Below are 18,837 nucleotides of genomic sequence, written 5' to 3'. Positions count from 1 at the left end.
CGGCGTTTTTCATTGACGATGCCGCGAAATCAGAACAGTCGCAGCAGCCCGTCGAGGCCGACATGGTCGAACGCGACCGTCGCCGCATCGCGCACGACGGGCTTCGCGTGGAATGCGACCGACAGCCCGGCTTCGGCCATCATCTTCAGGTCGTTCGAGCCGTCGCCCATCGCGATCGCGCGGTGCGGTTCGAGGCCGAGCGACGCGCACGTCTCGCGCAGCAGGCGGGCTTTCACGTCGGCGTTGACGATCTCGCCGAGCACCTTGCCGGTGAGCTTGCCGTCGACGATCTCGAGCGTGTTCGCATGTGCGTAGTCGAGACCGAGGCGGGCCTTCAGCCGCTCGGTGAAGAACGTGAAGCCGCCCGACACGAGCAGCGTCTTCATGCCGGCGGCCTTCACGCCGGCCAGCATCGTCTCGGCGCCCGGTGACAGTTGCAGCCGTTCTTCGTACACGCGCTCGAGCGCGTGCGCGTCGAGCCCGGCCAGCAGCGCGACGCGGCGCGTGAGGCTTTCGTTGAAGTCGCGGATCTCGCCGCGCATCGACGCTTCGGTGATCTCCGCGACCTGCGTTTTCAGCCCGCAGAAATCGGCGATTTCGTCGATGCATTCGATCGTGATCAGCGTCGAATCCATGTCCATCACGGCGAGCCCGAAATCGCCGAGCGTGCGGCCGGCCTCGACGAAGCCGAAGTCGAGCGCATGCGTGCCGCAGTACGCGTCGATGTCGAGGCGCTGCGCCGGGCTCGCGTTTTCGATGCGCAGCGCGTGATCGTCGGTCTGCACGATGCGGGTGCCGCGCGACAGCGCGAGCAGCGGTTTGTGATGGGCGTCCGACAGCGGCGCAAGACTCTGGATGACGAGATTGTGGGTCATGACGAGTGGTTGGGAGACGAATGAATGACGTGCGCGGCCCACGGGCGGCCGCCTGCGAGCGCGGGCCCGGTGCGGCGGCGGGCCATTGCGTCGCGAACGCGCCATTGTAGCCGGTTGGCCGCGCATGGCGGCCGGGGCCGGCACGAAACCGTGCGCGGCAGCGGGGTCACCCGTTCGCGCGATCCCAGTACGGCGGATCGCCGAAATGCTCGGCCAGGAACGCGATGAACGCGAGCGTTTTCAGCGGCACGTGCGCGCGGCTCGGATAGACGGCCCAGATCGCGACGTCTTCCGCGAACGGATAGTCGTCGAGCACGCTGACGAGCGCGCCGCTCGCGAGCAGCGGGCCGACGTCCCAGGTCGACTTGATCGCGATCCCGAAGCCGTCGACGAGCGCTTCACGGATCGCCTCGCCGTTGCTCGCCACCAGCCGGCCGCCGACCCGCACCGTGAGCGGCCCCTGCGGCGTCGCGAACGACCAGTCGCGCTGGTCGCCGAGGATCACGCACTCGTGCTGCGTCAGGTCGGCCGGATGGCGCGGCGTGCCGCGTTCGGCGAGATAGGCGGGCGAGCAGCACAGCACGCGGCGGTTCGTGGCGAGCTTGCGCGCGACGAGCGTCGAATCCTTCAGCGCGCCGAGGCGGATCGCGACGTCGTAGCCGTCGTCGACCAGGTCGACGATCTCGTCGGACAGCCGCAGATCGAGCGACACGGACGGGTAGCGGCGCAGGAACGCCGGAATCACCGGCGCGACGTGCTGGCGGCCGAACGACGACGACATCGACACCTTCAAGCGCCCGTACGGCTCGCTGCGGCCGCGGCCCACCGACGCGCGTGCGGCGTCGGCGGCCGCCAGCAGCGCGTCGGCGCGCGCCATGAAGACTTCGCCGTCCTGCGTGAGGCTGATGCGGCGCGTGGTGCGGTGCAGCAGCCGGGCGCCGAGCTGGCGTTCGAGCTGCGCGATGCGTGCGCTGGCAACGGCGGCCGACACGCCGAATTCGCGCCCGGCCGCGCTGACGTTCGACAGCAGCGCCGCGCGGACGAACAGCGCGACATCGAGCAGGTCGAGCGGCTTGTCGGGCGCCGGAATCGGATCGGACGTCATTATTCTGAAGTTCCTGAAAATGTTTCAGGAAATATAGCGGTTTTCTCGAAGGATCGGGTTGCCTACGATGGCACGCATGGAGGTTGCGCCGCAGCCTGCCGGATTCCCTGAAAGGAGTATCGAGATGAAAGCCGTTGGACTCACCCGTTATCTGCCGATCGACGACCCGCAAGCGTTGCTCGACGTCGAACTGCCACAACCCGTGCCGGGCCCGCGCGATCTGCTCGTGAAGGTCGAGGCGATTTCCGTGAACCCGGTCGACACCAAGGTGCGGGCGCCGAAGCCGCAGGTCGAGGAGACGCCGCGCGTGCTCGGCTGGGACGCGGCCGGCACGGTCGTCGCGGTCGGCGCCGACGTCACGCTGTTCCGGCCCGGCGACGAAGTGTTCTACGCGGGCAGCATCACGCGGCCCGGCGCGAACAGCGAATTCCACGCGGTCGACGAACGGATCGCCGCGCTGAAGCCGCGCACGCTCGATTTCGCGGCGGCGGCCGCGCTGCCGCTCACCGCGCTCACCGCGTGGGAAGCGCTGTTCGACCGGTTGCGCGTGTCGCCGCAGGGCGCGGACGCCGGCAAGTCGGTGCTGATCATCGGCGGCGCGGGCGGCGTGGGCTCGATCGCGATCCAGCTCGCGAAGACGCTCGGCAAGCTGCACGTGATCGCGACTGCGTCGCGGCCGGCGTCGGCCGACTGGGTGCGCTCGCTCGGTGCCGATGCGGTGGTCGACCATTTCGGCGACCTGCCGGCGCAGTTGCGCGAGGCCGGCCATCCGAGCGTCGACTACGTGCTGATCTTCAACGATACCGACCATCATTTCCCGGCCGCGGCGGAAGTCATTCGGCCGCAGGGCGGCATCTGCACGATCGTCGAGAACGGGAAGCCCGTGCCGGTCGAATTGCTGAAGGCGAAGAGCGCCGCGTTTCACTGGGAATTCATGTTCACGCGGGCGATGTTCGAGACGCCGGACATGATCGAGCAGCACCGGATCCTCGGCGAAGTCGCGCGGCTCGTCGATGGCGGCACGCTGCGTACGACGCTCGGCGAACAGCTCGGCACGATCAATGCCGAGAACGTGCGGCGCGCGCACCGGATGCTCGAGGCCGGACGCGCGATCGGCAAGCTCGTGCTGAGCGGCTTCTGAGCGGCAGCGCGCGTAAGGTTGCGGCGCCGCGAACGCAAGCGGGGTAACACCCGATGCGTTTGCGGCGCATTGCAGCGCGCTTGGCGGTAGACTGGCAACGCATCATGCATCGAAAACCGCGCGGCACGCGCGTGCCGCCGCATTACAAGGAGGTCAGCATGAGCCAACGCAGCTTGTCAGTCGCCGCATCGTGGTCGGTCGTGTTCGCGGCGGCGTGCGTCAGCGCGAGCGTGTTCGCGGCGCCGCCGGTCAAGGGCAGCCTGAAGGGCGGCGGTACGGGACAGCTCGAATACACCGTCAAGGTCGACTCGAAGACCTTCGGCAATACGCAGGAGACCCGCAAGATCCGCTCGGGCGAGACGGACGACTTCAACTGGAAGTCGGTGCCGCCGAGCGGAGCGGTCGCGATGCCGGACGGCTGCCCGAACGCCGACAACCTGCCGCGCGACGCGAACGGCGCGATGGTGCGGCAGACCCAGGTGCGGCTCGCACCGTCGGTCGATGCGAAGGGCGTCGCCAACGTGCAGTTGAGCTTCCAGGCGGCCGCGCCGAAGGGCACGCGCAGCGTGACGGCCGGCGGCAAGTCGCTGCAGTGCCCCGACGTCGTGTCGGTGAGCCAGGTGAAGTGGGTGTCGATCTCGACCAACGGCGGGTCGAAGTCCGTGACGATGAGCGACGGTACCAAGGTGACGGTGTCGATCAAGCATTGAGCGGGCACGCGCGGGCCGGCATTTCTGTCGGTGCGCGCGCAACCGGTTCGATGGCGGAGCGAGCAGGGCCGCACGCGAGCGGGTCGTGCCGTGCCGTCGTCGCCATGCGTTTGGCCGCCTGCTTCGCGGAACGGTGCCGCGATCGTGCAATGGCGAGGCGTGACGTCATGTCGATGTCACGTTATGCTCGCCCGCATCCTCTCCTTCCGGTCACTATTTCCCGATGAAACTTCGAATGCACGCGCTGCTGTCTGCCATTGCGTTCGTTGCCGCGCACGCTCACGCGGCCGACGAATGCGGTTTCGTGAAGAAGGTCGAGCTGCCGTCGCGGCAGCAGGTGGCGGTGATATCGAGCGGCGCACTCGAACCGTGCTCGACCGGCAGCTACGCGGTGCGCGTGTATTCGACCGCGCATGCCGCCCCGGGCTTCGATACCGACGATTACGTGACGGGCACGCTGCATGCGCGCGACGGCACGATCGTCGATGCGTACACGGCCGACCTCGGCGCCCGCGCGCCGCAGGCGCTCGTCGTGACCACGCGCTCGGCCGGCAGCGGCGGCTATGTCGGCGCGCAGGCGTATGTGACGACGTCGCGCGCGGTGCGACTGATTGCTTCGGTCGACGGGCTCGCGCCCGATGCGGATATCTCGGCCGCACTCCGGCAGGCGATCGGCAAGCGACGCAGCGCGCATTGACCGCGCTGGCCGCGCCTCGCGCGCTGCAGCGACGCGTCAATGCGTGCGCTCTTCGAGTCGCGATGCGAGAAAGCGGTGATCGGCCGAGAACAGCCGGCGATAGGTCATCAGCACCGCGCCGACCGTGCCGAGCGCGGACGCCGCGGCGATCAGGAACATGATCACGATCTGGTAGCGCACGGCCTGCAGCGGCGACTGGCCGGCCAGCACCTGGCCCGTCATCATCCCCGGCAGGCTCACGACGCCGACCACCGCCATCTGGTTCAGCGTCGGCAGCATGCCCGCGCGCACGGCCTGGCGCGCGGCGTCCTGCGCGGCTTCCCAGCGCGTCGCACCGAGCGCGAGCGCGGTTTCGACGCGATCGCGGCGCGCGGTGAGCTCTTCCATCATTCGCTCGACGCCGAGCGATACGCCCGTCAGCGTATTGCCGAGAATCATCCCGAGGATCGGGATCGCGTATTGCGGCGCGAACCACGGATGGATGCGGATCACGACGAACAGCCCGACCGCCGCGACGAACCAGCTGCTGAACCAGATCGATGCGATGCTGTCGAGGCGCTGGCCGCGGTACGTGCGCTTGCCGCGCCCCGCACCGGCGAAACCGGCGATCAGCGTCATCAGCGCGGTGAGCGGCAGCACGACGTACCAGTGCGGATGGCCGAACACCCAGCCGAGCACGTAGCCGATCGCGAGCAACTGCACGACGGTGCGCACGGCCGCGAGCGCGAGCTTGCGGCCGAGGCCGAGCGACAGCGCCGCCGAGATCGCGCCGTTGACCGCGACGAGCGCGGCCGCGATGCCGACGTCGACGAGGCTCAGGTCCTGCAGTGCCGGGCTCATTGCGCAGCCTCCGTCGGGTTGGCCGCGTGCAGCACGCCGGCCTGCATCACGAGCTGCATCGTGCCGATCCGCGCGGCCTGCGCGGGATCGTGCGAGATCCACATGTAGGCCCGTGCATCGGGCGCCGCGTCGAACCACGCGCCGACGAGCGCTTCGATCGCGCGTGCCGACTCGGGGTCGAGCGCGGAGGTCGGCTCGTCGAGCAGCAGCACGTCGGGATCGAGCTGCAGCACGCGCAGCAGCGCGGTAATCTGCGCTTCGCCGCCGGACAGGTCGCTCGCGCGTTTGTCGAGAAAGTCGGCGCCGCGACCGGCCTGCGCGGCGAGCGCTTCGGCGCGCGCGCGATCGAACGCGACGTCGCGATAGATCGCGAGCGAATACGGATAGCGCAATTGCGACTCGACGGTGCCGTCCATCTGCGCGGGGCGCTGGCGGACATAGGCGACGCTGCGCCGGTAGCGCGGAATCGCACCGCGCCGGATCCGGCGGCCACGCCACAGGAGCTGGCCGCCATCGAGCGGATCGAGCAGCGCGAGCGCGCGCAGCAGCACGCTCTTGCCCGACCCGGACGGTCCCGTGATAGCAATTCGCGATCCCGCGGCGAGACTGAAATCGGTCGGGGCCAGCAAGGTCTTGCCGCTGCTGGCGTCGCACCGCGTGATGTGCCGCGCATCGATGAGGCCGGTGGGGGAGGTCATGTCACAAATGAAAAAAAGCGTTAATGGCGCCGAAAGGCCGCCACGTCGTGCGTCATAATACCGATTGAAAAGCCGCAGTTGTCGTGCGCCGTTCGTCCACGCAAGCGGCCCGGCATCGTGCGGCAACGCTTCAGAACAACAACGGAACCGCCATGACGCTAACCCGAGCCATCGGCAAATCGGCTGCATGGATCGTCGGTATCGTCGCGGTGCTCATCGCGGCGGCCGGCGTCTTTCTCTTCACGTTCGACTGGAACCGGGCGAAACCGTGGGTCAACGAACAGGTGAGTGCCGCACTCGGCCGCCCGTTCGCGATCAACGGCGACCTCAAGGTCGGCTGGCGTCGCCCCGATGGCGAGACCGGCTGGCGCGCATGGGTGCCCTGGCCGAGCTTCTCGGCCACCCAGCTCGAGATCGGCAATCCCGACTGGGCGAAGGCGCCCAAGTTCGTCACGCTCGATGCCGCACACTTCGATCTCGCGATCCTGCCGCTGCTGGCACATGAAATCGTCATCCCGTCGATCGACGTCGTGAATCCTGCCGTCGATCTCGAGCGGCGCGCGGACGGCACCAATACGTGGACCTTCCAGTTCAAGCAATCGTCGCAGCCTTCGCGGTGGAAGGTGCGGCTCGACAGCTTCGGGTTCGCGAAGGGCACCGTCACGTATCGCGACGCGATCACGAAGGCCGACCTGACCATCGCGATCGATACGCTCGGCCAGCCGATCCCGCTCGGCGACGTGCTGAAGGAGCAGGAGCAGACGTCGCGTGCGGCGTCGGCGCAGCGCGTCGGCAAGCACGGCGCCGCGCAACTGGGTGCGAAGGCCGATGCGCAGGCCGCGTCGAGCGCGTCGGCTCCGAGCGCGGCTGCGTCGTCGGGGGCGTCGGCTGCTTCGGCTGCTGCCGGTTCGGCGGGTTCATCGGGTGCGTCGGCTGCGTCGGGTGCGTCCGCCGCGTCCGCGCGTTCCGCATCGACGGCGACTGCCGCGTCCGGCGCGAGCGGGGCCGCGGCGCCCGCGAAACCGTCCGGTCCGACCTATGCATTCGGGCTGAAGGTCGACGGCCGCTACAAGAACGTGCCGATCAACGGTACCGGCAAGGTCGGCGGCGTGCTCGCGATCCAGGATACGTCGCGGCCGTTCCCGCTGCAGGCCGACGTGAAGGCCGGCGATACGCGGCTCGCGATCGTCGGCACGCTGACCGACCCGATGCATCTCGCCGCGCTCGACTTGCGGCTGTGGCTGCAGGGCACGTCGATGTCGCACCTTTACCAGCTCACCGGCATCACGCTGCCCGATACGCCGCCGTACGCGACCGAAGGGCGCTTGATCGGCAACTTCAAGCCGCATGCGAGCACCTTCCGCTACGAGAACTTCAACGGTCGCGTCGGCGGCAGCGATCTCGGCGGCACGCTCACCTGGGCGCAGCGCGAACCGCGTCCGAAGCTGTCGGGCGAACTCGTGTCGAACCTGCTGCAGTTCTCCGATCTCGCACCGGTGATCGGCGCCGATACGGCCGCGAGCAAGGCCAAGCGCGGCGACACGACGCGTCAGCCGCCCGACCGCGTGCTGCCGGTGGCGACGTTCCGTACCGAACGCTGGAGCGCGATCGACGCGGACGTGAAGTTCACCGGCCGCAAGCTGATCAAGAGCCCGCAGTTGCCGATCACCAACCTGTACACGCACATCCTGCTGCAGGACGGCGTGCTGTCGCTCGAGCCGCTGCAGTTCGGCGTCGCGGGCGGCACGCTCGCGACCAACGCGCATCTCGACGGCAGCCGCACGCCGCTCAAGGGCCGCTTCACGCTGGCCGCGCGGCATCTGAAGCTCAAGCAGCTGTTCCCGACGCAGAAGGTGATGCAGACGGCGCTCGGCGAAATCAACGGCGACGCGTCGCTGTCGGCAACGGGCAATTCGCCGGCCGCGCTCGCGGCGACGTCGACCGGCGAAGTGAAGGCGCTCATCACCAACGGCCGGATCAGCCGCTTGCTGATGGAGGCCGCGGGGTTGAACGTTGCGAACGTGGTCTACGAGAAGCTGTTCGGCAACCGCGACGTCAACATCAACTGCGCGGCGATCGATTTCGCGGCGACCGACGGCATGCTCGAACCGAAGGTGTTCGCGCTCGATACCGACGATGCGCTCATCAACGTCGACGGCCCGATCAACCTGCGCGACGAATCGCTCGACCTGAAGATCCATCCGCACACGAAGGGCTTCCGGATCTTCTCGCTGCGCTCGCCGTTGTATGCGAAGGGCACGTTCAAGAACCCGAAGGTCGGCGTCGATGCGGGCGCGCTTGCCCTGCGCGCCGGCGCGATGGTCGGCCTCGGGCTGATCAACCCGTTCGCGGCGCTGATCCCGCTGATCGCGCCGAGCAACAACCGCGACGTGCCGTGCTCCGAACTGTTCGGGCAGATGAAGGCGAAGGCGGCGCAGCAAGCGGCCAAGAAGGCCGGCAAGTGACGCGCAGCCGCGGGAGCGGCATGCGCGATGGTGCGGCATCGGTATCATGGCCGCGGCCGGCCGCGGCCGGCCGCGCGACGGCCGTGCTGCGCCCCAGGCGCGCTCAGCGGCCGGCGCGTGCCCAGACGATCACCGGCTCGACCTCCCGCCCGTCGATCCGAACCGGTCCGGCCGTGCTGAGCTGCAGCCGGTTGCCGTCCAGGCTGACGACGCGCTGCTGGACGTTACCGATCCAGTTCGGATACAGGCTGACGTCCATTTCATGGGTCAACATGCCGTCGTCGTCGACATTAAAGGGGCCTGAATACGCGATGTAGCCGCGCGCCGCGGCCGCGCGCTCCTCGACGCTGCCGCCCTGCAGGTCGCCGTCCGCGTAGGGCGGGCGGCCGGCCGCCATCAGCTGCGCGGACATGTAGCCGTCGGGCGTGTACAGGATCCAGCCGCGCGCGTCGCGGCCGAGCGGATAGGTGACGGTGCTGCCGTCGCGTGGGCGGATTTCGTAGGACACGAGGCGCCATGCGCCGACGAGTTGTTCGCGAAGCTGGCTGGCGAGCATGCGGGATTCCGGTGAGACGGCGGTGCAGCGCGTGCCGTCGTATTGACGGGCCGCCGGCGCCGGGCCTGAGGCCGGGAATACGCCGCCGGGACGGTGCGGTCGGCAGTTTCTCCGACACCTGCTAAAATACACGGTTTTCCGTCGATTTCTCTCTTAACGGGACCTGCCGTGCTTTCTACTGCCAACATCACGATGCAATTCGGGCCGAAGCCCTTGTTCGAGAATATCTCGGTCAAATTCGGCGAGGGCAACCGCTACGGTCTGATCGGCGCGAACGGCTGTGGCAAGTCGACCTTCATGAAGATCCTCGGCGGCGACCTCGAGCCGAGCGCCGGCAACGTCGCGCTGGAGCCGAACGTCCGCCTGGGCAAGCTGCGCCAGGACCAGTTTGCGTACGAAGACGTGCGCGTGCTCGACGTCGTGATGATGGGCCACACCGAGATGTGGGCCGCGATGACCGAGCGTGACGCGATCTACGCGAACCCGGAAGCCACCGACGACGACTACATGCACGCGGCCGAGCTCGAGGGCAAGTTCGCCGAATACGGCGGCTACGACGCCGAAGCGCGCGCGGGCGCGCTGCTGCTCGGCATCGGCATCGAGGAGAAGTTCCACAACGGCACGATGGCCGACGTCGCGCCGGGCTGGAAGCTGCGCGTGCTGCTCGCGCAGGCGCTGTTCTCGAAGCCGGACGTGCTGCTGCTCGACGAACCGACCAACAACCTCGACATCAACTCGATCCGTTGGCTCGAGCACACGCTCAACGAGTACAACTCGACGATGATCATCATCTCGCACGATCGTCACTTCCTGAACTCGGTGTGCACGCACATGGCCGACATGGATTTCGGCACGCTGAAGGTCTGGCCGGGCAACTACGACGACTACATGCTCGCGTCGGCCCAGGCGCGCGAGCGTCAGGCTGCGGCGAACGCGCGTGCGAAGGAGCGCGTGGCCGAACTGCAGGACTTCGTGCGCCGCTTCTCGGCGAACAAGTCGAAGGCGCGCCAGGCCACCAGCCGCGCGAAGCAGATCGACAAGATCAAGATCGAGGAATTCAAGCCGTCGTCGCGCCAGAACCCGTTCATCCGCTTCGAGTTCGAGAAGAAGCTGCACAACGTCGCGGTGGTCGCCGAAGAGATCACGAAGAAGTACGAGCGCACGATCTTCCAGAACTTCAACCTGTCGGTGCAGCCGGGCGAGCGCATCGCGATCATCGGCGAGAACGGCGCGGGCAAGACGACGCTGCTGCGCTCGCTGCTCGGCGCGCTGCCGCTCGATCACGGCACGGTGAAGTGGTCGGAGAACGCGAACGTCGGCTACATGCCGCAGGACACGTACGAGGAGTTCCCGAACGACATCACGCTGATGGACTGGATCGACCAGTACCGCAAGGACGGCGACGACGAAACGATGGTGCGCGGCACGCTGGGCCGCCTGCTGTTCTCGTCGGACGACATCAAGAAGTCGGTGAAGGTGCTGTCGGGCGGCGAGAAGGGCCGCATGATCTGGGGCAAGCTGATGCTCGGCCGCCACAACGTGCTGCTGATGGACGAGCCGACCAACCACATGGACATGGAATCGATCGAGTCGCTGCAGATCGCGCTCGAGCAGTTCGAAGGCACGCTGATTTTCGTGTCGCACGACCGTGAGTTCGTAAGCGGGCTGGCGAACCGGATCATCGAAGTGAAGACGGATGGCACGCTGTTCGACTTCGGCGGGAATTACGAGGAGTTCCTGACGAGTCAGGGGCAGGAGTAAGTGTCCTGAGGTTTTCTCCGGTCGTGGGTGCACGGTAGGCATACCGGACGGAGCGAATCGCCGGAACCGCCACAAGCCCGCATCGACAGTAATGTCGATGCGGGCTTTTTCATATCCACTGCGGTAAAACGCGACCGCATCGCGCATCCGAGTTTCCTCCGCGTAATCGACTTCAGGTAAATTACCCACCCAACGCCCCATCATTCCCCATTTCACCCCGGAGCCGCCCTCGATGCAGGACCATCCTCGCCCGCTCGATCTGTCCGGCCTTGCGCCCAGCCTGTACGCGCAGGGCACCGAGGAGGGCATCCTGGCGCGCCTGATGGAGCGGATCGCGCCGACCAACCGTTTCTGTGTCGATATCGGCGCGAGCGACGGCCTGCGCAACAGCAACACGGCGCGGTTGCTGCGTGAACACGATTGGGCCGGCGTACTCGTGGAAGGCAGCGCATACCGGTTCGGCAAGCTCACCGCCCACTACGCGGGCGTGGAACGCGTCCGCCTGCATCACGATCGCGTCCAGCCCGACACGGTCGACCGACTGCTCACCGACGCGAACGTACCGGCCGACTTCGACCTGCTGTCGATCGACATCGACGGCAACGATTACTGGGTGTGGCGTGGGCTGCAAGCGTTTGAGCCGCGCATCGTCGTGATCGAATACAACCCGTACTACACGCCGCCCGAGCGGTGGGTCATGTGCTTCAATCCGGACCACGAATGGGACGGCTCGACCTATTACGGCGCGAGCCTCGAATCGCTCGTGCATCTCGGCCGCGATAAAGGCTATGAACTCGTCTGCTGCGACGACATGGGCAATAACGCGTTTTTCGTGCGACACGACCTGTACCCGCTGCTCGGCATCGCGAACAACGATCCGTCGGTGTTGTTCCGGCCGGCGATGTACAAGCTGCGCTACGTCGGACACAACACGTTCCTGACCGGTCATCCGTATCGGCACGGGCCGGCCGAGCACATCTGAATGGATTCGCTCGCCGTCACCTTCGACGAGATTCGCGGCGCGTACGACCTCGGTCGCGGCGGGCCGCCGACGCAAGTGAGCGAACGGGTGTGGCATCTGCCGACCAGCGGCGGCGCGGGCGTGGCAGTGAAACTCTATGCGCTCGAACACCATGCGCGCGCAGTCAAGGAAACCGCCGTGCTCGCGCATCTGGAAACGCATGACGACCCCCGTTTTCATGTGCAGACGCTCGAGCGCACGACGTCCGGCGCATCGCTGTGGTCAGGGCAACATGCGCACGCGATGCTGACGCGCTGGGAAGCCGGGCAATTCAAGACCTATGATAAGTTCTCGCCAGCCGAATGGGATGCGCTCGGCGCGAGTCTGGCCGCGTTGCACGTGAGCCTCGAACGACTGCATCTGCCGTCGCTCGATACGCTCCGTGCGCGGCTGACGTCGATCGACGCGGATGCGGTACGCCGGAACCTGCTGGATGCACTCGATCGAGCCGATGCGAACGCCGCCGACGCGACGGACCTGCGCCGCTACGCCGATCTCGCGCTGCGCATGCTCGACCGCTACTATCCGGGCAGTATCGAAGCGTTTCCGGCCGACGATCCTCAGCACCCGATCCACAACGATTACAACCAGTTCAACTATCTGTTCACGGGCACGCTGCCGCCGCTGATCGTCGACTGGGAAGCGTCGATCGGCGCGCCGCGCGAATACGAGCTGGTGCGCTGCCTGAATCATTTGCCGCTGGAAGCGCCGCACCTCGCGCAAGCATTCGTGCGTGCTTACCAGCGGGTGCGGCCGGTGAACCCGGCGCACATCGCGTGGGCGGTCGATGCCGCGTGCGTGCAGCACGCGCTCAAGCTGTGGATCGTGCAAGGCTGGCTCGACGATCCGTCGCGTTTCGCGTCGCACCTGAACGGCGCGGTGACGATGGCGTCCGCGATGGTGGACGCGCGTGGCCATCTGATCGATTTCTTTCCCCGTTGCGTGGAAGCAGGAAGCTGATGTGAGTGCGAATCCGAACCAGATCCCGAATCCGCCGCGCTCCGGCGAGCGGCAACACGTGTTTCCGCCGCCGCTGGATCGCGATTACCGCGTCGAGGACGGGCGCGTGCAGACGCGCTCGCTGGAAGCGCATATCGTCGATCACTGCAACCTGACCTGCGGGGAATGCTGCTCGCTGTCGCCGCTGTTGCCCGAGTGGTACGCGAGCCCCGCATCGATCGAAGCCGATCTGCGCAAGGTTGCGAAGGTGTTGCGCCCGCGCATGTTCAAGCTGGTCGGCGGCGAGCCGTTGCTGCATCCGGCGCTCGTCGAACTCGTCGAACGCGTGCGCGGCACCGGCATCGCGCCCGTGATCTCGGTCACGACCAACGGCCTGAAACTCGGCGAGATGCCCGACGCATTCTGGCAAGCGGTGGATGCGCTGACGATCTCGCGCTATCCGAAGCCCGCGCTTTCCGCCGACCTGGTCGCGCATGTCGAGCGCCAGGCCGCGCGCTTCGACGTGCGCCTGAACTGGAAGGTGCAGGACGTGTTCACGACGATGAACCGCGCCCAGCCGGGCACGGATCGCGACGAAGCCCGACGCCTTTACCACGATTGCTGGATTCGCGAGCGCTGCCATATGATCCGCGACGGCATGTTCTACACGTGCACGCGCCCCGCGCATTTCCATACGCTGTACCAGGGCGAGAAGGATTTTCAGGCCGATGGCCTGCCGCTGCGCGACGATGCGGGCATGCTCGACGCGATGCTCGCCTATCTGCAACGCGAGACGCCGCTCGAAGCGTGCCTGCATTGTCAGGGCGGCAGCGCGCCGGTGGCGCCGCATCGCATCCTCAAACGCATTGAAGTGGACACCTTGAAGGCTCGTTATCCATGATCGTCGGCACGCGCGACCCGTTCGGTTTCGATCGTCTGCACTACCATCCGCGCAGCGGCGTGTCGGCGTCGGATATCCGCGCCGTATTGCGGGCGTCGGGGCAACCGGCCGGCGCGCCGGACGCGGCCGCCATCGCGGGCTACCTGAGCGGCGAGCGCCTCGTCGGCCGCACCGTGCTGCGCGACGTGCTCGCGGTGCCGCCCGGCCATGCACTGATCCGGTCGCCGCAGGGGCTGACGGTGCAGCCGGCGCCCGGGCGGCCGCAGCCCGCCGATCTGGGCACCGCGCTGCGCGCGTCGCTGCAGCGCGCGCTCGACAGCGGCAAGCGTGTCGCGCTGGCGCTGAGCGGCGGGCTCGATTCGGCGCTGCTGCTCGCGTTGCTGCGCGAGCTCGGCGCATTGCGGCACGTGATGGCCTACATTCTCGTGACCGACATGCCCGATTACTGCGAACGCGACGCGGCGCTCGAACTCGCCACGCAGATGCAGGCGAACGTGAAGATCGTGCGCGCGACCGAGGCCGATTTCATCGCGGCGCTGCCGAGAACGACCCATGCGGTCGAGGAGCCGATGTTCAACCTGCATCCGGTCGCGAAGCTGCTGCTGGCCGAGGCGATGGCAGCGGACGGCGTCGAGGTCGCGATAACCGGCGACGGTGCGGATCAGGTATTGCGCCGCGACCGGTCGGCCAACTATCTGCCGCTGTGTCACGTATTGTTCGACGCCGCGTCGGTGGATCTGCATCCGCCGTTCGTCGATGCCGCCGTCGTCGCGCATCTGACGAGCATCGCGCCCGATCCGAACAAGCAGTGCCTGCGCGATCTCGGGGCGCGCCTGAACCTGCCGGACCGTCTCGTGCACGGTCCCAAGCGCGGGCGGCTCGCGCCGGCGATGGATCTCGCGACGCTGCTCGATCGCGACCGCACGCATGCGCTGGCCGACACGCTCGGCGTGGCCGCTCCCGCTTTGCAGACGGATACCGAACGCGTGCTGTGGACGACGTTGATCCTGATCCTCGATCATCTCGATCGCCTTCATCCCGATGCCGTGCATCGCCCCACCTGAGCCGTTCATGAAACGCATCCTGTTCTGCGTGGTGCCCGAGAAGGGCCACGTCAATCCGTGCATCGGCCCGGCCCAGCATCTGCGCGCCGCCGGTTGCGACGTCGCGTTCTATGCGCCGGCCGACATCAGCGAACAGCTCGACGGCGCCGGCGGTTTCGCGTTCGTCGGGCCGCGCGAGATGCCCGAGCGCCACGACCTGTCGCGCGGCGCAAGCTTCGCCGCGAACATTCGCGACGCCGACTGGCTGCGGCACTGGATCCGCACGCTGCTGATCGACCTCGCGCCCGCGCAGGTGGACGGCATCCGCGCGGTGCTGCGCGAATGGCAGCCCGACGTGGTCGTGATCGATCCGCTGCTCTATGCGGCGGCGATTGCCGCGGAGCTGGAAGGGCTGCCGTGGGTGTCGATGTCGAATTCGCTGAATCCGGTGCTGCCGGACGATCTCGATTCGGAGCTGCTGCGCACGGTGCGATGGCTCGCACCGGAACGCACGCGCCTGTTCGCGCGCTACGGCCTCGACGCACGCTTTCGCGGCTGCGACGTGCTGTCGCCGCACCTGACGCTCGCGTTCGCGACCGACGCGCTGGTCGGTGCGCCGCCCGCGGGTGTCGAACTGGTCGGCCCTGCGATGCCGTCGGGCCCGCGCGGCGACGAGACGGCGTTCCCGTGGGCGCGCCTCGATGACGATCGCCCGCTCGTCTACATGTCGCTCGGCAGCCAGCTTTACTACCATCCCGACCTGTTCGCGAAGGTGATCGACGCGACGCGCGCGACGTCCGCGCAACTGGTGCTGTCGGTGGGTGAACTGGTCGATTCGGATCTGCTGCCGGCCGCTGACGCACGCGTGATCGCGGTACGTTACGCGCCGCAACTGGCGCTGCTGCGGCGCACGCACGCGTTCGTCAGCCACGGCGGCGCGAATTCGGTGATGGAGTCGCTCGCGTGCGGCGTGCCGATGCTGCTGTCGCCGTTCTGCAACGACCAGTTTCATTCGGCGCACTTCGTCGAGCGGGCCGGTGCGGGCTGCGTGCTCGATCTGCAGCAGGCGGGTGTCGCGGACATTACCGATGCGCTCGAACGCCTGTTACGCGCCGGACCGTTGCGCGAACACGCGGCGCGGATCCGCGACAGCTATGCGGCGCGCGACGGCTCCGCGCAAGCCGCGCGCCTGATCAGCGCACTCGCTTCAGGAACCCGCCTGGCGACAGCGTCATGAGCACGCGGTCCTCGATGTCGTGGTCGACTTCGAAGCGATCGTCGCGGGCGAGGAATTCGCGTGTGGCCGTGGCCGGGTTGTTGCCGCGGCCGTACGGCTTGCCGTCGAACATCGACTCGGGCAGATACTCCATGATGGTGTCCATCACGATCGCGTAGCTGCCGCGCGTCACGAATGGCGCATAGCATTCGAGTTCGCGCAGCACGTGCGCGTGCGTATGCGTGAGATCGAGGATCGCCATCACGCGCGCGCCGTCGTCGATTTGCGTACGTACCGATGCAAGCGTGTCGGGCGCGCACGATTCGCCTTCGATCAGCACCATGCGATCGGCGAGGCGGTGCGATTGCAGGCGCTGGCGGACCTCGTCGCGCAGGCGCGGCTCGATTGCGACGACGCGGCCGTGATTGCCCGCGAGTTCCAGCATCGACGCGGTGAACACCACGCCGCCGCCCGCCGCGATGCCGGTCTGGACGATGCAGTCGGGGCGCTCGCGCCAGATCAGTTCCTGCAGCGCGAGCATGTCGCCGGGCAGATGGAAGAAGCGCTCGCCGAGCCAGCGGGTCTGGAACAGGTGGCCGAATTCGGCGGCGCGCGTCAGCCATTCGATGTTGATGTCCCGCATGCGGGCCGAAGGACGCTCTGACATGGTCAATGCAACGAGTAGGAGTGACGTGAAAACGCTGGAACCGTGGCTTCACCGGTACTGGAACATCGGGCCGGCGCGCCTGCAGGCGCTGGCGTCGGGCCATACTAACAAAACGTATCTCGTCGAGGGCGATGCGGGGCGCGCGGTGCTGCGCGTGTCGTGGGCCGGCAAGCCGCTCGGGCAGATGCAGCGCGAGGCGTCGATCCTCGGCCGTCTCGGCGCGGCACGCACGACGGCGCCGCGGCTGCCCGCGCTGCCGCGGCTGCGGCCGACCGTCGACGCGCGAACCGGCGTGCGGCTGCCCGACGGACGCTGGCTGCATCTGTTCGAGCATATCGACGGCCGTCCCGGCCTGCCGGCCGACCCGCACGCGGGGGCGACCGATGCGATGCGCACGCTCGCGCATTTGCATACGGCACTGGCCGCGATACCCGCGATACCCGCGAGCGAAGCGGCGCCGCTGGCGTGGCTGTCCGCGCGGCATGCGCGCGTCGCGGCGCGCGCGATGCCGTCGCTGCCGGGCGATTTGAACGATGCCTACGACACGGTGATCCGCCGGATCGGCGCGCATCTCGATGCGGCGGCGGCGTGGCTGTCGGGGCCGGCGCATTGGCTGCACGGCGATTATCACGCGGGCAACCTGCTGTACGTCGGCAACGCGGTGAACGGCGTGCTGGATTTCGACGACGTGGGCCAGGGCGCGCCATGGCTCGAGGCGGCCTTTGCGTCGTTCGCGCTGTCGCGCGATGCGGACCGGGACGATGGCTTCGTGTTCGACCGCGGGCGATGGGTGGCCAGTCTCGACGCTTATGCGGCGACGCGTCCGGATGCGGCGCCGGCTTGGCTGCGCGACCACCACGACGCGCTGACGACGCTGTTCTGCGCGGACCAGACGCTGATCCACCTCGAAGCCGCGCAGCGCGGGTTGTGGATGCCCGGGCCCGGCATCGGATTTCTCGGCGGCTGGCGGCAGTTGCTGGATGGGGCGGTGCCCGCGGGCTAACGGGGCGTGGCGGCAGCGCGCTGCCGGTTCAGGAACAGCCGCACCGCTTCGACCGTGTGGGGCCGCGCGTCGCCGTGCCGCGATCCGTCGTGCAGGCAGAACAGCACGTCGCGATGCTGCGCCGCGCAGGCATCGGCATGCGCGCACATCGCGTCGAACAGCGCGTGCGGCGACGGCGCCGGCCGTTGCCAGTCGTCCAGTATCGCGGTCCAGCCCGTGTGTTCGCGTTGCGCGCGCGCGAGCACGGCCGCGCGACCGTCCTGCGGCATCAACCCGTATGGAAGGCGCAGCGGGATCGTGTCCGGCGCGGCAAGGCCGGCGCGACGGTACACGTCGCGAATCAGCGCGTCGGTCGTGTCGATCTCGTCGATCAGCGCGGCGTCGGCGAGCGCGCCCGGTTTCGCGTGCGAATACGTATGGTTACCGAGCCGGTGGCCGTCGCGCGCGATTCTCGTTGCGACGTCGAGCGCGCCCGCGAGATGCTTGCCGAGCACGAAGAAGGTCGCCGTGCACGATGCGTCGTGCAGCACGTCGAGCAGCGCAGGCGTCGAGGGGCCGGGGCCGTCGTCGAAACTGAGGTGAATGGTCGTCATGGCTGGCCCGGGCCGCTTATTGAACCGGCTCGATGGCCAGCGGACACCGGCCGACCGGACGCAGCCGCGAGCCGGTCCATTCGTAGAAGAACCGGGCCGCTTTCGCGTAGCCGTCGTCGCACGCATCGTTGAAGCAGCCGGCGACGATCAGCAGCGTGCTGCCGGCACGGAAGTCGACACGTTCGTCGTCATTGCCCATCACGCCCGAGATGGATTTCACGCCGGGCATCGTGTACGTCGCGCCCGTGTCCTTGTCGACGATCGCGAAATTTCGGCAATCCGTTCCGCAACCCCAGATCGCGACGCGGTAGTGACCGGCAAAATTGGCCGGTTGCGCGAATTCGTCGCGAATGACGGTGCGGTACAGGCGCGCTTCCTTGCTGGTGAGCCGAGGCGTGGCAGCCGGCTTGCGCGGCGCACGGGCGGCGGCCGGTGCCGGATAACGGTCGAACGAAGGCGACGTGCAGGCCGAAGCCGTCGTGGCTACGGGCGCCGCAGCGGCGACATCGGTGGCACCGGCGCCGGCCATGAGTGCGGCCGATGCGCCGGCGATCAGCAAAAATCGATGGGCAAGCGCCACGCGAGGGTCATTCATGTTCGAGGTGG

At 67.8% G+C, this 18,837-nt stretch carries 19 protein-coding genes; 11 read left to right on the top strand and 8 right to left on the bottom strand.

Going from position 1 to position 18,837, the window contains the following annotated elements; genetic code table 11:
* Positions 1-29 precede the first annotated feature (29 nt).
* Both serB and DFS13_RS09540 read right to left on the bottom strand, forming a co-directional pair.
* On the bottom strand, positions 30-875 hold the full coding sequence (serB, locus tag DFS13_RS09545) for a phosphoserine phosphatase SerB (protein WP_012492650.1): 846 nt from the start codon (positions 873-875) through the stop codon (positions 30-32).
* Positions 876-1,041: 166 nt separating this feature from the next.
* Entirely contained in the window at positions 1,042-1,980 is a 939-nt protein-coding gene (locus DFS13_RS09540; RefSeq protein ID WP_006485262.1) for a LysR family transcriptional regulator, read from the bottom strand.
* Positions 1,981-2,104: 124 nt separating this feature from the next.
* On the opposite strand from DFS13_RS09540, the gene DFS13_RS09535 reads away from it, so the two are divergent.
* The 3 genes from DFS13_RS09535 (at position 2,105) to DFS13_RS09525 (ending at position 4,528) form a co-directional block, all read left to right on the top strand.
* Positions 2,105-3,121 (top strand): zinc-binding alcohol dehydrogenase family protein, encoded by a 1,017-nt coding sequence (locus tag DFS13_RS09535; protein ID WP_034201719.1) that lies wholly within the window; start codon positions 2,105-2,107, stop codon positions 3,119-3,121.
* Between the two features lie 158 nt (positions 3,122-3,279).
* Positions 3,280-3,831 (top strand): DUF6013 family protein, encoded by a 552-nt coding sequence (locus DFS13_RS09530; RefSeq protein WP_034178470.1) that lies wholly within the window; start codon positions 3,280-3,282, stop codon positions 3,829-3,831.
* Between the two features lie 223 nt (positions 3,832-4,054).
* Positions 4,055-4,528 (top strand): PliI family lysozyme inhibitor of I-type lysozyme, encoded by a 474-nt coding sequence (locus DFS13_RS09525; RefSeq protein ID WP_048986479.1) that lies wholly within the window; start codon positions 4,055-4,057, stop codon positions 4,526-4,528.
* Between the two features lie 36 nt (positions 4,529-4,564).
* On the opposite strand, the gene DFS13_RS09520 is transcribed toward DFS13_RS09525, so the two are convergent.
* Together DFS13_RS09520 and DFS13_RS09515 are read right to left on the bottom strand one after the other, a co-directional pair.
* The gene (locus DFS13_RS09520) at positions 4,565-5,368 is read right to left on the bottom strand and encodes an ABC transporter permease (protein ID WP_006485250.1); all 804 of its coding nucleotides are present in this window, start codon (positions 5,366-5,368) and stop codon (positions 4,565-4,567) included.
* Complete coding sequence (locus DFS13_RS09515) at positions 5,365-6,066, bottom strand: ATP-binding cassette domain-containing protein (RefSeq protein ID WP_111441677.1); 702 nt, start codon at positions 6,064-6,066, stop codon at positions 5,365-5,367. Before DFS13_RS09515 ends, DFS13_RS09520 begins: the two co-directional genes overlap by 4 nt.
* A 152-nt stretch (positions 6,067-6,218) precedes the next feature.
* Between DFS13_RS09515 and DFS13_RS09510 the strand changes: the two genes are divergently transcribed.
* Positions 6,219-8,531 (top strand): AsmA family protein, encoded by a 2,313-nt coding sequence (locus DFS13_RS09510; protein ID WP_111441676.1) that lies wholly within the window; start codon positions 6,219-6,221, stop codon positions 8,529-8,531.
* A gap of 103 nt (positions 8,532-8,634) precedes the next feature.
* Here the strand turns inward: DFS13_RS09510 and DFS13_RS09505 are convergent, their stop codons facing one another.
* Positions 8,635-9,087, bottom strand: a complete 453-nt coding sequence (locus DFS13_RS09505; protein ID WP_034201722.1) for a lipocalin-like domain-containing protein — start codon at positions 9,085-9,087, stop codon at positions 8,635-8,637.
* 168 nt (positions 9,088-9,255) lie between these two features.
* On the opposite strand from DFS13_RS09505, the gene DFS13_RS09500 reads away from it, so the two are divergent.
* From DFS13_RS09500 to DFS13_RS09475, 6 genes are all read left to right on the top strand, one after another.
* Positions 9,256-10,848, top strand: a complete 1,593-nt coding sequence (locus tag DFS13_RS09500; protein WP_006485248.1) for an ABC-F family ATPase — start codon at positions 9,256-9,258, stop codon at positions 10,846-10,848.
* Between the two features lie 232 nt (positions 10,849-11,080).
* Positions 11,081-11,830 (top strand): FkbM family methyltransferase, encoded by a 750-nt coding sequence (locus DFS13_RS09495; RefSeq protein WP_006485254.1) that lies wholly within the window; start codon positions 11,081-11,083, stop codon positions 11,828-11,830.
* Positions 11,831-12,829, top strand: coding sequence for a phosphotransferase enzyme family protein (locus tag DFS13_RS09490; RefSeq protein WP_111441675.1), 999 nt, complete (start codon positions 11,831-11,833; stop codon positions 12,827-12,829).
* Between the two features lies 1 nt (position 12,830).
* Positions 12,831-13,709 carry a radical SAM protein gene (locus DFS13_RS09485; protein ID WP_111441674.1) on the top strand — a complete coding sequence of 293 codons (879 nt, stop codon included), beginning with the start codon at positions 12,831-12,833 and terminating at the stop codon, positions 13,707-13,709.
* Positions 13,706-14,773 carry an asparagine synthase-related protein gene (locus DFS13_RS09480; protein WP_111441673.1) on the top strand — a complete coding sequence of 356 codons (1,068 nt, stop codon included), beginning with the start codon at positions 13,706-13,708 and terminating at the stop codon, positions 14,771-14,773. The genes DFS13_RS09485 and DFS13_RS09480 overlap by 4 nt, the downstream gene beginning before the upstream one ends.
* 7 nt (positions 14,774-14,780) lie before the next feature.
* Complete coding sequence (locus tag DFS13_RS09475; protein WP_111441672.1) at positions 14,781-15,989, top strand: glycosyltransferase; 1,209 nt, start codon at positions 14,781-14,783, stop codon at positions 15,987-15,989.
* Here the strand turns inward: DFS13_RS09475 and DFS13_RS09470 are convergent.
* Complete coding sequence (locus DFS13_RS09470) at positions 15,946-16,635, bottom strand: cephalosporin hydroxylase family protein (RefSeq protein WP_043205648.1); 690 nt, start codon at positions 16,633-16,635, stop codon at positions 15,946-15,948. The genes DFS13_RS09475 and DFS13_RS09470 overlap by 44 nt on opposite strands.
* 25 nt (positions 16,636-16,660) lie before the next feature.
* Between DFS13_RS09470 and DFS13_RS09465 the strand changes: the two genes are divergently transcribed.
* Entirely contained in the window at positions 16,661-17,638 is a 978-nt protein-coding gene (locus tag DFS13_RS09465) for a phosphotransferase (RefSeq protein ID WP_043205650.1), read from the top strand.
* On the opposite strand, the gene DFS13_RS09460 is transcribed toward DFS13_RS09465, so the two are convergent.
* Positions 17,635-18,231, bottom strand: coding sequence for a polysaccharide deacetylase family protein (locus tag DFS13_RS09460; protein WP_006485231.1), 597 nt, complete (start codon positions 18,229-18,231; stop codon positions 17,635-17,637). The genes DFS13_RS09465 and DFS13_RS09460 overlap by 4 nt on opposite strands.
* Before the next feature lie 16 nt (positions 18,232-18,247).
* Positions 18,248-18,811 carry a hypothetical protein gene (locus tag DFS13_RS09455; protein ID WP_006485230.1) on the bottom strand — a complete coding sequence of 188 codons (564 nt, stop codon included), beginning with the start codon at positions 18,809-18,811 and terminating at the stop codon, positions 18,248-18,250.
* Between the last annotated feature and the right edge of the window lie 26 nt (positions 18,812-18,837).

It is taken from the genome of Burkholderia sp. 28_3 (assembly GCF_003253915.1).
GTDB lineage: Bacteria > Pseudomonadota > Gammaproteobacteria > Burkholderiales > Burkholderiaceae > Burkholderia > Burkholderia cenocepacia.
The sequence above is the reverse complement of the archived record's forward strand: the minus strand, read 5'-3'. Positions and strand labels throughout refer to the sequence as shown.